Annotated in this window: 11 protein-coding genes; 1 reads left to right on the top strand and 10 read right to left on the bottom strand. The window is 48.7% G+C overall.

What is annotated here, in order from left to right; genetic code table 11:
* Positions 1-11: 11 nt before the first annotated feature.
* A complete protein-coding gene (locus ACYX4J_RS17870) occupies positions 12-1,154 on the bottom strand; it encodes an efflux RND transporter periplasmic adaptor subunit (RefSeq protein WP_476177233.1) in 1,143 nt (380 codons plus the stop codon).
* A 380-nt stretch (positions 1,155-1,534) separates the two neighbouring features.
* Between ACYX4J_RS17870 and ACYX4J_RS17865 the strand changes: the two genes are divergently transcribed.
* Positions 1,535-2,497, top strand: a complete 963-nt coding sequence (locus tag ACYX4J_RS17865; protein ID WP_282934202.1) for an AraC family transcriptional regulator — start codon at positions 1,535-1,537, stop codon at positions 2,495-2,497.
* Here ACYX4J_RS17865 and ACYX4J_RS17860 read toward each other — a convergent pair.
* The 9 genes from ACYX4J_RS17860 to ACYX4J_RS17820 form a co-directional block, all read right to left on the bottom strand.
* The gene (locus tag ACYX4J_RS17860; protein WP_282934201.1) at positions 2,494-2,778 is read right to left on the bottom strand and encodes a hypothetical protein; all 285 of its coding nucleotides are present in this window, start codon (positions 2,776-2,778) and stop codon (positions 2,494-2,496) included. The genes ACYX4J_RS17865 and ACYX4J_RS17860 overlap by 4 nt on opposite strands.
* Before the next feature lie 156 nt (positions 2,779-2,934).
* A complete protein-coding gene (locus ACYX4J_RS17855) occupies positions 2,935-5,247 on the bottom strand; it encodes an immune inhibitor A domain-containing protein (protein WP_476177232.1) in 2,313 nt (770 codons plus the stop codon).
* A gap of 284 nt (positions 5,248-5,531) precedes the next feature.
* Positions 5,532-6,857 (bottom strand): sensor histidine kinase, encoded by a 1,326-nt coding sequence (locus ACYX4J_RS17850; protein WP_476177231.1) that lies wholly within the window; start codon positions 6,855-6,857, stop codon positions 5,532-5,534.
* Positions 6,857-8,209, bottom strand: coding sequence for a sigma-54-dependent transcriptional regulator (locus ACYX4J_RS17845; RefSeq protein ID WP_475708761.1), 1,353 nt, complete (start codon positions 8,207-8,209; stop codon positions 6,857-6,859). The genes ACYX4J_RS17850 and ACYX4J_RS17845 overlap by 1 nt, the downstream gene beginning before the upstream one ends.
* A 102-nt stretch (positions 8,210-8,311) precedes the next feature.
* A complete protein-coding gene (locus tag ACYX4J_RS17840) occupies positions 8,312-8,851 on the bottom strand; it encodes a nuclear transport factor 2 family protein (protein ID WP_444895141.1) in 540 nt (179 codons plus the stop codon).
* A gap of 137 nt (positions 8,852-8,988) precedes the next feature.
* The gene (locus ACYX4J_RS17835) at positions 8,989-10,197 is read right to left on the bottom strand and encodes an ABC transporter permease (protein WP_445360443.1); all 1,209 of its coding nucleotides are present in this window, start codon (positions 10,195-10,197) and stop codon (positions 8,989-8,991) included.
* 9 nt (positions 10,198-10,206) lie between these two features.
* Positions 10,207-11,520, bottom strand: a complete 1,314-nt coding sequence (locus ACYX4J_RS17830) for an ABC transporter permease (protein ID WP_476177230.1) — start codon at positions 11,518-11,520, stop codon at positions 10,207-10,209.
* A 12-nt stretch (positions 11,521-11,532) separates the two neighbouring features.
* The gene (locus tag ACYX4J_RS17825) at positions 11,533-12,234 is read right to left on the bottom strand and encodes an ABC transporter ATP-binding protein (protein WP_108731860.1); all 702 of its coding nucleotides are present in this window, start codon (positions 12,232-12,234) and stop codon (positions 11,533-11,535) included.
* Between the two features lie 82 nt (positions 12,235-12,316).
* Positions 12,317-13,597, bottom strand: coding sequence for an efflux RND transporter periplasmic adaptor subunit (locus ACYX4J_RS17820; RefSeq protein ID WP_476177229.1), 1,281 nt, complete (start codon positions 13,595-13,597; stop codon positions 12,317-12,319).
* Positions 13,598-13,889: the final 292 nt, after the last annotated feature.

Genomic DNA, 13,889 nt, shown 5'->3' with positions numbered 1-13,889 from the left:
TTGCTCTTTGTTTAGTGGCCAGCGACTTGGGTCGCCTTTACCTGCTCCTGCATGGCCACCATTTCCGGTGCGACGGGCATGCCCGGGAAGAAAATCTTTTGCAGGCCATTCACCACAATTTTCTCGCCGGGCTCCAGGCCGCTGCGGATAACCACAAGGTCACCTTGGCGTTGGCCAGCGACCACGGGGCGCTTTTCGGTGACATTACTGTCGTTGACGATGTAGACATAGCGGCGGTCCTGATCGGTAAGAACCGCTTTGCTATTGATTAAAACTGCCTGTGAAACCTCTTCAATTGGCATTTCCACCCGGGCAAATTGCCCCGGTCTGAAAAAGCCGTCCCTGTTGTTAACCACAGCGCGGAACTGAATAGTGCCGGTATGGCTGTTCAAGCGGTTATCAATAAAGTCCAACTCTCCACTGTGTGGATAGCCCTGCTCACCGGCGAGACCTACGCGCACAGCAGGTTTTTGCCCGCTATTAAGTAAGTCGCGGCCCTTAGCAAAAGTCTGTTCGTCACTTTCGAAATACACGTACATTGGGTCGACAGAGACCAGCGTTGTCAGCAGGGTGCTGTCGGCATTGGCGAGATTGCCTTGAGTAACCAGGGCGCGGCTTACTCGGCCACTTATTGGTGCTTTAACTTCAGTGTATTGAAGGTCCAAGTGGGCATTTTCCAGTGCTGCTTCGGCGGCGCTGAGAGCCGCTCGGGCCGAATCTCGCGAAGCGATACGCCGGTCGTATTCCTCGCGGGAGATGGCTTTGCTGTTGAGTAGCTGTTTTGCCCGGCCGGCTTGCTTCTCGCTATAGGAGAGGTCGCTGCGAACCCGAGCCAGGTCTGCGCGGGCGGCGCGTTCGCGGGCCTGGTAAGGGCGGGGGTCAATGGTGAACAGGATATCGCCCTGCTTGACCAGAGTTCCCTCGGCAAATGAAACCTTGTCGATATAACCGCTAACCCGTGGGCGCAGTTCAACGGTTTCTGGGGCTGCCACACGGCCGGTAAAGCTGCGCCACAATGTCGTATTTCCTGCAGATACCTGGGCGACCTCCACGGCTGGGGGAGGCGGTTGTTGACCGCTGGGTGCGTCACTGTTGCAGCCGGCGAGTACCAGTGCGGATACGCCGAATAAAACCGTCGTTAATTTTCTTACCATTACGCGTGTACTCCCTTTGCTACGGAGGGGGAAGGGCTATTGGGTGCTTCTCCCAGTAAGGGTGTAACTCTAGCGGTGGCCAAGTTGGTTGCGGTATCCGGGAACTGTTAATTGATTGCCTATTTCTACTTAAGACGTGCTTTTGGGTTGGAAGGATCACATTCTGTTGGATGTGTAAAGAACTGGATATATAACTAGTTATCGCAAAAAGTGATTAAGATATTACAGTGACTGTAGGGCTATTAATCGGTTATAGTTACCTATTACTGCACAGTGATTGCCCAATCCTGCAAAACTACACGGAAATTGCCTAAAACTCCGTATACTCTGTGCCACTTCGTGTTGAGTCGTGGAATTGTTAGCGGGCACAAGGGGAGCATATGAGCATTGAAAAAAGAGCGGAATTTAACTCTGTCGCCATGGATATGGAGTCGATACGGCAGAAGCTGATTGCCTCCCTGATGCGTCAGGCACCGGAACAGGGATTAAATGAAACGGTACTGGGTGGTCTCTCCCTGATTCGCTGCAATGAGCCGGGAGCCTGTGCGGCATCGGTGTATACACCGTCCCTGAATTTTATTATTCAAGGCCGCAAGACCTTGGAGCTGGGAGACCGGGAAATTTCCTATATGCCGCTGAGCTATGTGGCAACCTCAGTGCACTTACCGATCCTGGGGCGTGTTGAAGATGCTTCCCTGGATACACCGTTCCTCGGGGTAAAGATAACGATCGACCCGCAAGAGGTGGCAGACCTGGTTATGGAGCTGGGTGATAAGGCGCCGGGTGTGGAGGCTGGCTACGACTGTCCCGAAGTCAGCTGCGGCCTGTGCCTGACCAAAATGGATTACGGTATGCTTGATGCGCTAAACCGGCTGGTCTCCTTGCTGGATAGCCCTAAAGATGTCCCGATACTGGCGCCATTAGCCCGGCGTGAGATTATCTATCGCGCCCTGATGGGGGAGATTGGCGCGCGGATGCGCAAGTTTGCCATGGTAGATAGCCAGGCGAACCGGGTATCCCGCGTGATTGAGGTGCTAAAAGACCGTTTCTCAGAACCGCTGCGTATCAGTGACTTGGCCGACCAGGCCAATATGAGTGAGTCATCTCTGTATCACAGCTTTAAGCAGATCACGCGCATGTCCCCGTTGCAGTTCCAGAAAAAGCTGCGTTTACATGAGGCGCGACGCCTAATGTTGACTGAGGGACTGGAAGCGGCTTCCGCCAGCTATCGGGTTGGCTATGAGAGCCCCTCTCATTTCAGTCGTGAATACAGCCGTATGTTTGGTCTTCCGCCCCGCGCGGACGTGATTAAATTGCGCGGTGAACAGCGGGTCCCAGCTTAATTTGAAACTGGGTTGCCCTGCTTCAAAACAAATAAGCTACACCACCCTTCGGGACTGATATCGCCCTCCACAACCAGGCAGGCATTGGGGGGCTCAAATAGCTGACAGTCCACGCACTTTTTCCCATCCTTGGGAGTATCCTGGTAATTTACTTTGTCTTTTTGCGCTTTGATTTGGGCCTGAGCTGAGGGTGCTGCGATAAATGTGGCAGGAATTAAAAGTAGCGATGTTCCTGAAAGCTTAAGAAAGTGGCGGCGGGAGTTGTCTAGAGGCTTTTCCATAAATGAACGCCTGAATGATGAAAATAAGTTTCTGGCATTCAGGTTAGCTGGAGAGGGGAGTTTTGCTCAAATTAAAGGCTTTGTTTTAAGCGGGAATCTTATTCTATTTGTTAAATTGGAGACGGCGCCATGTAGGCGCCGTCTGTTTTTACTTCTTTACTTGGTTACGCGTATTTTAGCTACAGATTTATCTCCGCTGCGAGATACGACCCGAACCTTTAAGCCGTAAGGTGTGATAGCGCGGCCGGCATCTGGTATTTCTTCGCTGCTATAGCTCCGGGTGTCATTAAACAATGGGTAGCGGCGGTTGTGAGTGTCACTTAAGAGTATGCCGTAGTCCTCGAGTAAATCCAGAACCATGTCGTCGGCTCTTTCGATGTTAAATGTGGCATCGTGAACCTGATAGCGGGTACTGGCAACGGAATCATCACTCCATCTCAATACATTTTGGTCGGCATCAACAACTCCGAGGAAGCCGTTTCCTGGGTGTACGCCAACCCAGTTATTATCGTAGCTGGAATCTACGTACCAAACCAAGAGGCCTTCTGTGAAAGTGAGCATCTCGCCGGCTACATTCACATGTGCCAATCCGGCATCAACGCCGCGATGCGTACGCCATTCGAGTAAGTAGTAGTGATCGTGCTCGAGATAGCCTGGGTTTCGGCTAAAGCCTGCAAGGCTAAAGTTGCCATCAGTTTCAGCATCATCGAAAAGGAATGTTGTGTCATCAATTTCGATGCTGATGTCATCGGCAAAAAGACCTGAATTCGCTACGGCGCCATCAGTAATATAGGCAAGTGAAAGGCTAATTTCTTGCCCGGCGTAAGCGCCTAGATCGAATGCAACGTCAATCCAGCCCTCGGAGCTACCAGTAATACCATTACCTGGGTTGGTGCCGTTGGGGTTGGTATCTGTAGTTGCTGAACCAGGAATGGAGACAAAGCCATCACCGGAATCTACCATGATCGCGGCGTAATCCCAATCCAGCTCAATGTCGTACCAAGCTTTGAAAGAGAGGCTTGCTGTTTCTGCATTGCTCAGATCAACAGATATTGTCATAGAGTTTTGCAGGTTGTTGCCGCTACCGCTGAAGTAGGCGTATTCTCCACTGCTGGGTTCGGTAACTATTTCTTGTTTTGCCGGTAGGTCAATTCGGACTGCATCGTTATTGGTCCCCTTATTAACCGCTTCATCGAGTAGCAACTCGATACCGCGGCGAGGAATTTCATCTAGTGCAATAGTTTCACCATGAAGCCAGTTCCCACCATGGTTGTGTTGCAGGTATTCCTTGGCATAGGCAGAGAAGCCGGTGGGCTCTGAACCCGGAATAATACCGGCCCAGCTACCACTGGACATAATGGACCAGGAGGAGACGGGTTCACCGCGACCGCTACCATCGGTATCGTATTCATCGGGCAAGCCCAAATCATGGCCATATTCATGGCTGACAACCCCTGCAGCGGCGTCCGCCGGCTGAATGGTGTAATCATAAGCAGCCATAGTGCCGCCCCAGTAATCTACCTCCGCAGTAGTTCCTTCAAGTGAATAGACTCCGCCAAGGTTCCAACGGTGAGACCAAATGGCGTCTTCACCCAGTTGCCCGCCACCTGCTTCTTCACCAACCGAGGAGTGGAAGATCATGATGTGGTCTACCAAACCATCTGCTTCCCAAAAATCGCCATCACCATCCAAGTCGTAACGGTCTTCAATATCAAAATCTGACAGGTTTACTGTGGGGTCGGCAGCTGCAGCTTCCAGGGCCTCACGTATTAGGGAGCGAGCATCACCATCAGTGTTATTGCCGTAAAAAGCTGCAGGTTGGCTGGCCATATACCAACCTGCTACAGAGCCTTCAACTGAGTAGCTGTTACCGGATTGCTGCCAGTAAAACTGTTGCATGGATAGCATGTTTTCCCCATTGGGGCCTTCAAAGCCGTTTTGGGAGAAAAGTAAGTCAGCGTAATGTTCAGCGGCGTAATCCGCGTAGTACATATCACTTTCCCCGGGCTCGATGCTGTTATGGGGAAAATCGGGGAACTCCATCAATATAGCGAGAACCCGTGCAGTTTGGGCTTCACCGTCGTAGCTCTCTAGTTGAATGTTTCTAGGGTGGCGGCTGCCATGGTTGCGGTGAAGGGGGCCTTTGCCCCTTTTAAGCCGGGGGTGATGTCCTCCTCGGGCATCGCGCATCATCGTTACGGTATCGCTGGAAAGATCTTGAGCCCCATTAATGCTATGGGTGGCCCGCTCTTTTAAGTAAACCTTTAAAGTGCGTTCAGCTTCTGCAATAGAGGCATCTTGGCTGATGCGCCCAGAGCGCTTGAGCATATCAATTAATTTGGCTTCATTGGCAATAACCAAGTCGACTTGATCACCACCCTTTTGAGATGAGTTAACGGCGTGGGCATTGACTGTCATCAGGCTCAGTGCAAGCGTGCCGACGGAGAGCAAACTGTTTATTTTTAGCATGATCCCTTCTTGTGCGTTCCGAGATAATTATAAGTTCCGAAATCAGACATAAATAAAACTTACTAAAATAGTCAGATTTCGAGTTGTGGCAGCTCAGTTTTTTTATTATTAGCTACAGAGGGATGACGTTTTAAGATGATTAGGCCGCAATAAAATTATAGAGATTTGGCATAATTTTAAACTAAAGTGTGACGTTCATTTGATCACTGAGAAATTTTCCCGTTGACACTGTTTGAAAATATTTCCCCGTCTGGATGGCTTTTGTAGCATAACTTGTTGCACATTTAATTTTTATTGTTTTTCCATGGTAGCCAGAGGCAAATTTGTAACCCTCCACCGGGGCGGTTCAAGAGTTGTATGTACCCATCGTGTGCATCAATGATTTCTCGGCAGAGAGCTAAGCCCAGGCCGACACCTTGCTCTTTAGTTGAGAAAAAGGGGAGCAAAGCCTGCTCGAGCACTTTCTCACTCATGCCACAGCCACGATCGGAGAGTACTAACTTTTGCCCAAGGATATCGGTGCTGACTTCAAGCTCAATATTCTCACTATCACTACCAGCTTCTCGTGAATTTTTAATCAAATTTAACAGGGCCTGTTCAATTTGAATGGGGTCAAAATAACCGGGTTCATCCGGTAAGGCGCCCTTAATTGAGAAGGCCTGAATTGGCATTATACGATCGACTAGATCTTGCCAAGTTATGGCCTCGCAGCTAGGGGGAGGGAGTTTTGCAAAAGAGGCATATCCTTGGGTGAACTCTGTTAGATGCTTACAGCGATCTGCAATAATATCGAATACTTTTTCCAGGGCTTTCTCTTTGCCGGGCTTTGTTACCAGCATTTTTCCTGAGTGGGCGAGAGACGAGATCGGGGCAAGGGAGTTGTTCAGTTCATGGCTTATCAGGCGAATAACTTTTTTCCAAACTTCTACTTCCGCACGAGTTAGTTCGCGGGTCATTTCCCGCAAGACGATTAAGCGATGCTTTTGGGTATTCAATATAAATGTATTGTTCCCGATATGCATGGAGTGCGGTCCATTACTATCAGTGTAATTAAATAGTCCATTTTTCCAGCTATTAATGGCGCTAGCTATTTCTTTAGGGCTTTTGGGTAGGAGGTTTTGTAACATTAACCCTTGTATAGGCTTACCATTATTGAGTAGTTGTTTGGCACTACTGTTTGAGTAAATAATACGATCGCTTTGATCGACCAGTAAAAGAGCTTGGGGAGATGTCTGGATAACGGTGTCTAAAAGGAGTTCCCGTTGATAAATATGAGCGCGCTCTTTACGTAAATGTTCGCCAATTTCATTGTAAAGCAGTGTTATTTTTCTGAGCTCGCTATCCTTTGGATGTACAAGGGAAATTGAGAAGTCGCCGTCACGAAAATTTAGCAGGCCATTTTGTAGTGATTTTAGGGTGCTAGTTAGGGGGGTAATTATAAGGCGAACCAGTATAATTAATAACGGCAATGAAATGATAAGCCCCACTGCCCAGGATAGCGAGGGGTTAAAGCCAGCCCGAGTGCCGAGCCAGGATATGGTAATACCAGCGACTAAGGGAATGGCCGCTGTTGTAATAAGGCGGCCTTCAAGTGAAAAATATTTCGACATCAATAGGGTATACCGTGTTTTTCCAGGCGGCGGTATAGCGCTTGGCGGCTCATACCGAGTTCTCGTGCAGCCTGGGCAATAATGCCATTGCAGTTGGATAGTGTCTCTTGTAGCAACTCGCGGCTGGGCTCAAAACTCACTTCCACTTTATCGGTTGTCATTTGCTCAGGAAGTGCCAGGACGGCTTCATCGATAGTATCCTCCTGACTTAGGACGGCCGCTCGCTGCATAACATTTTGCAGCTCCCGTACATTGCCGGGCCAATGATAGCGAGTAAGGGCATTTAATGCTTGAGGAGATAGTTTTTTGGAGTTACCACTTTCTGCGAGGAAGCTCATTGCGAGGGGGGCGATGTCCTCAGGGCGCTCATGCAGTGGCGGAAGGCGCAGCTCTATAACATTGAGTCGATAAAATAAATCCTGGCGAAACTTGCCTTCCTCGATAGCCTTGTGGAGATCCCTATTGGTAGCACTGATTACCCGAACTTTGGTTTTGCGGGTTTGGCTGCTGCCTAAACGCTGGAATTCCCCGGTTTGTAGTACGCGCAGTAATTTCACCTGGCCACTGGGTGACAGCTCGCCAATCTCATCGAGAAACAGGGTGCCGCCATCGGCAGCTTCAAACCTGCCTTCCCGTGCCCGATTGCCGGCGCCGGTATAGGCTCCAGGTTCGGCCCCGAACAGCTCTGCTTCCATCAGATCTTCTGGCAGTGCACCTACGTTAACTTTAATAAAAGGCCCTTCTCTAGATGAAGAGTTCGCCTGGACAATCTCAGCAATCTTTTCTTTGCCTGCCCCATTTGGCCCTGTGATCAGGATGGGAACTTCAGATTTCGCTACTTGAGTGGCCATCTCCAACAGCTTTTGCATTTTATCGCTGCGGTAAATTATGTCTTGTAGTAAAAAGTCCTCCCGTAATTGGCTGCGAGCATTCAAAGCTTGTTGCTGGGATGCCTGCTGGCGCTTTTGTAATTCTCCCAACTCCAATAAATTGTTAATTGTGGATATTAGCTTATTATCATCCCAGGGCTTACCCAGGTAATCAGCAGCACCAGCTCTGACTAACTCAACGGCCATTTCCAGTTGAGTCCAAGCGGTCAGCAGGATAATCGGAAGGTCCGGATTTATTTCCCGAATCGCAAAGAACAGTTCTTTGCCTTCTTCTCCAGAAGTTGTGTCAGCGGTGAAATTCATATCCTGGATAACCAGGTTGATATCGCTATTCTCTCGTAGTAGCTGTAAGCCGGCTTGAGGAGTAATCGCACAAAGTGGCTGCAAGTCATGCAGAGACAACAGGATCTCCAGGGCAGAAACGATACTGCTGTTGTCGTCAATAATAAGTACTTTGTCCATAGTTTCTAAGACACGCTATTAAGGCGCCTATTATGCAATGTGTTGATGGCGAGGGGGAGTGCTTGTGGCAGGTTTTCCCTGCCACAAATAGATTAGGGAGAGTTAGTGGGCGATATGTTGCTCAGCAGGTTTATGGTCGAAGCTGAGTACCCTCGCGAGCTGCCACTTTCCGTCTACCTGTTTCCAGAGATGAGTAAACTGTGAACTTTCCCGTAAGATCTCAGATTTGTCGTCATTGATGCCATAAAATCGATGGGTGCCTGACTGAATAGCACCGTAATGGTTAACAGGGTAGATTTTAGTACTCTCGATTACCAGTTCACGACGTGCACGAATACCATTTCCATTCTCACGCTGTTTACACATATTGGTAATGGCATTGACAAACTCCTCTCCAGACTTTGCTGTTTGACCCCACTTGTCATGGTACATTTCAAAGTCATCGGTAACCAAGTTTTGTGCTTCTCTTAGATCACAATTATTGAATAATGCATCAAATAAACGTTGGTCGGCTCTAGTAATTTGTTGTACTAGTTCTTCAGTTACTAGTGGGCCAGCAATAACCGGATGTTTTTCAGCTTGTGAGTTTGGGCTAATGAAGGTTAGCCCCACAAAAAATAAAGAAGATATTTTTTTTAACAAGATCAATGTCCTTATTGTTTATTTTCTGTAGTCTGGGCATGTCCGCCGGATGTGACAAATAAATCATGCGAAGTGAATAAAAAATTTTGACCTTTATTTGGGGGTGAGTATGTAGTTCACCCCCTCAAGGTTGTTGTTTAAATACTTCGAGTGGCTGTTGCCGGTGATATATTCGCTGCTCGCAAAGCTGGGGCAAGTGCAGCAGCAAGGCTGACCAAAAGGACAAGTAGTGCACAAACAACTAGGGGAACAATCGTTAAAGCAGGCTGTGAGTAATCGCGAACCATATATTGATTGGCAATCAGTGCCGCTGCACTTCCCACTGCGATACCCAGACTCGCTATCATTCCATTCTCAATAAGGAAATATCGGCTGATATTAGTACGGGTGGCCCCTAATGCACGTCTAACACCAATTTGCTTGGCCCTTTGATTAATCCAGAAAATGGTTAGACCTACAATGCCAAGAGCTACAATAAAGCTCAACATGGCTGCAACAATAGAAAGTACTTTAACCATCATATTGTCGATAGCATAGCTGCGCTTGACATACTTAGAGAGTGGTTCAACAGAGATTACTCGCTGAGGGTCCCGTTCAGACAGCTTGTCAGCTAACACCTTCATTACCTCATCGCGTTTGCCCGGCTCTGTACGTACTATATATTTTGCATAACGCCTATTTTTTATTTCTGGGTAAAACATCACATTGCCAGCTTTGGACCATCCAACCCAGGCTCCCAAGTGCCGTTCTACAACTCCGACTATTTCCATCGGTTCAGAGCTACCACCGGAGAAAATTGGCCGCCCTATAGGATCCTGATTGGGGTAGAACTTGTCAGCAAGTTGCTGGGTGATAATGACAACAGGTTTTTTTGTAGCCTCGTGAGAGTTGCTGGCCTGCATATCTGCCTCGGTAAAGTTGCGACCTGCGACTAACTCTAAATTTAGGGTGTTAATAAAGTGTGGATCAACCTGATAGTAGTTGGCTCCCTCACCGCCGATCTCCTGATTGGCTTTATTGTGATATACCGAAGACGATCCTGATTGCGATAGAGGGATTTGTTGAGTGATCGAAGCATCGACAACATTTGGAAGTTGGCGGAGAATCCCCAAATCGGCTCTTACCGCCCCAATTGTGTCGTAGTCTTTTGGTATTGCCATGAACCCAATAGTAATAATGTTGTCGACATCGATTCCTGTGGGCCGGTTTATCTTTTCTACTCTATCTTGGATTATTATTGCTGTGTTGCTGATAATTGCCAGGGTTAAGCCAAGCTGAAGGGCAATCAGCAGTGCAGAAACTTTGTTGCGCCAGAGGGCGGACAGCATCGGTTTTAATTCAAGCATGGTCAGGCCTTACTGGGTTTTCAGGTAGATAGAAGGGTTGGTTTGACTGATCTTCAATGCTGGATAGAAACCTGCCAATAGGCTTGCGACAATAGCCAGGCCAATAGCCGCAACCATCATGACCCAATCCATAGTTGGGAGTGTGTCGATTTGGCCCATGGCCAGGTAGCGAATGCCGCTAAGGCCGAGTATGGCGAGAAAAATACCTGCTACTCCGCCGATGATTCCTATGGTTGCGCTTTCAATTAAGTGCTGGGTGAAAATCGCACTTCTACTTGCTCCCAAGGCGCGACGTACACCAGCTTCTGGTGCTTTGCGTAGAAATTTTGCCAACAATAATGCAACGGCATTGATAATACATACCAAGAGAAACGCCAAAGAAACCCACCCAAGAATGCGGTTGTCATCGCTGAGTACCTCATTGAGAACCAACCACTCAGATGGCTTACTCAAGGCAAACTTTAGTGGTCGCTCGAAACGTCCTTGAGCTTTCTCTTGCTGAATATAAGCGTGAAGAAAATTTTCGTACTGTGCTTTTTGTTCGCTAGTTGTAAGTTCAACCCAGTATTGAACCCAGAGATATTCACTCTGTAGAAACTCTTCATATCCCTGCGGATCGGCATTGTCCCAGCCATTGGTGTTGCCCCAGCTGTGAATTTCCAACTTGCGGTGTAAGCCAAAGGGTATGAATAACTCTTCTACTGTATCAAACGGGCTGTTGTTGACATCATATACCTTTGGTGAGGGCTCCCAAGTGTCGATAACGCCCACTACCGTATAGGGTTCGTCGTTGAGTTTTATTGTCTTTCCAACGCTATTTTGACCAGAGAAAAGCTTGTCATTTGTCGGCTTGGAAAGCACAACTACTTGAGTAGGAGAGCTATCAGCAGACTCCTCCCAGGTGCCGCCATAAATAAAGGGCACATCGAACAAAGCGAAAAAGTCTCGGGTAGTTACCCGGGTATGTGATTCAAAAGGTCTAATAGCAGAGTTTTCAATCTCAACGGTAAAACCGTAGCGATGCATGGCAACTTGGCGGGTGGGAATATCTGAGCGCAATAACGCTTCGGCGTCCCGATAGGTCAGCTGCCAGGGTATTTCATTCTTACTTTTGTAAGCTTTATTAACATCCCAACTGTCTAGCTGTACGGCAAAGAGAACGTCGTCTTTGTGCTTTAAAGCATTCTGGGACATAGTGTAGTTCAGGGTCAGCACCGTCATAGAGGCGCCGACACCGACTGCAATAGCGGCAACCATTAAGCTGCTTAAAATCGGGGTTCCGCGCAAACTTCGTAGGGCGAGGGAAATATAGTATCCAAACATGGTGCAGACTCCTTAAGCAGTAACGGCAGCAGGCTGTTCGGGGACCGCACGTAAATCACACACCTGCCCATCCACGATCTGGATGTTGCGATGGGCACGGCGAGCGAGTTCTGGATCGTGGGTAACCATCACGATGGTGGTTCCCCACTCGTTAATAAACTCCAGTAGCTCCATTACCTGGCGGGCCATTAAGGAGTCGAGGTTACCGGTGGGCTCGTCCGCAAGCAGAAAACGGGGTTCGCCAGCTAAAGCGCGGGCGATAGCGATACGTTGCTGCTGTCCACCGGAGAGCTGTGCCGGCAGGTGTTTAGCACGTGCAGAAAGGCCTACCTGCTCGAGCACTTTTTCAATACGCTTGCGACGTTCTTTTGCATTGAAACCACGATAGCGCAGGGGAACGTCGATATTGTCGAATAAGGTTAGGTCGGGAATCAGGTTAAACCCCTGGAAAATAAAGCCTATTTTTTCGTTGCGCAGATGTGAGCGCTGGCGGTCATTGAGATTACTGACATTCTCACCGTCGAGCAGGTACTCTCCACTGGTGGGCGTTTCCAGTAGGCCGGCAATATTGAGAAAGGTGGTTTTACCGGAGCCACTGGGGCCGGTTACAGAAACAAACTCACCCTCCTTAACTTCAAGGCTGAAATCGCGCAGCGCATGAGTTTCGATAGTATCGGTACGGAAACTTTTACGGATATTGTTCATTTTCAACATTGCAATATTCCCTTTTTCTTTAACTTTAAATTATTGATTGATTTACTAGGGAGCTATACCGAGCTCCAATTTGAATTCGGGGTTAATCTGTCAGCGCAATTAGCTGGGCATTTTCGAGTTCCTCGGAAGAGGAGATAATGATTCTGTCTCCCTCTTGTAGGCCTGAGATAATCTCTACCTGTTTTAAGCCAAAGGCGCCTATCTGGATGGAAACTCGCTCTGCCTGTTGTTCGCTGTTCAAACGAAAGGCATGGTTGCCACCGCTTTGATCGAGGAAGCCACCGCGTTTGACCAACAGTACGTTATTGCGATTTTCCAGCAGTATGCGGGCGGTGAGGCGGAGATTTTGTCGAAGCTTTTTCGGCTGACTCTCAGTGAAACGAACCCGTGCGACCACCTGGCCGTTTATGACCTCGGGGGAGATTGCAGTAATTTCCCCTGGTAATTCTTTTCCACCGAGCTTGATTACCACGGCCATGCTGATACCCAGGTCGTCGGCATAGTTTTCCGGCACTTTGGCCTCGAGTTCAAAACTGGTGAGATCGACAACTGTAATAAGAGGCGCATTGGCGCCCACTGCGCTGCGCTGCGCCACAGCTAAGCTACCGACGGTGCCGTTGACCGGTGAGATAATGTTCAGCTCGCGTACACGGCGCTCAGTTTCTTCTACCTGAAGGCGTTGTTGTGAGACCTGGAGTTCCAGGTTTTGGGTTTCAAAGGTCAGTGATTCTTTTTCCAGTCCCGCATTTTGTACGGCTTGTTCGTACTCCAGCTGGGCGCGGGCCATATCGTCCTTGGTTTTTTCAAAATCCAGCCGCGAGATAATTTGCTTTTCCATAGACAGCTCTGCACGTCTCAATTCTCGTTTGGCAGCGGTGAGGTTGACTTTGGCTAGGTCGGCCTTTTGCTGGTTTTCCATATGCTGGCGTTTGGCCTGGATTTTTTGGCGCTGCAGGTTCACCGTCAGCTGGTTGAGTTGGGCGTTTTCCTGGGCCAGCTGATTGGATAGTTCCGGGCTGTCGACGGTGGCCAGCAATTGCCCTTCGTCAACGGTATCCCCAGCTTTCACTGCAAACTTCACAATGCCCTGGGCTGGGCTGAAAAGCGTGGGGCTGTTTGCGGCGACCACTTGGCCCTGAACCACCAGATCCCGCACCAGGTCTCCTCGCTGGACCTGGGCGATATTGACTTGAGACAGGGAGAGGGTGCTGTCGGCAGAGCTATTGCTGTGCCAGGAGTTGATACCCCAGGTCAGGAATGCCACTGTCAAACCGGCAAATACCGAGGCTTTGACGACCTTTTTGTTCTTCCAAATCGGCACGGCTTCTATCTTGGTATCTTGTCCGGAAGTATCTCTAATCATTGCGGCTTTCCGTTTCTCTTACTGTTTTGCCTGTCATTGCTATTTGGATGCAGGCTTTTAGAAATTTGGATTCAGAGTTAAGAATCTGCTTGTTAGGAGGGGTATCGCAATAAGCATGCCAACAATTAAGTTTTATTTAACCTGTTGAAATAAAAGGAATTTTTTGAAATTTTGTAGTTTTTGGTTTTCTTGATGGTGTCCGCAAAAAGTGTCCGGTGTCCGCTTTGTCCACGGTCGTACGGCAGTGGACAGTTCTGATATTTGTCAGCGGAAAAGTGGTGAGAGGGAGGCT

This window comes from Microbulbifer sp. ABM4_008, assembly GCF_056311705.1.
The sequence above is the reverse complement of the archived record's forward strand: the minus strand, read 5'-3'. Positions and strand labels throughout refer to the sequence as shown.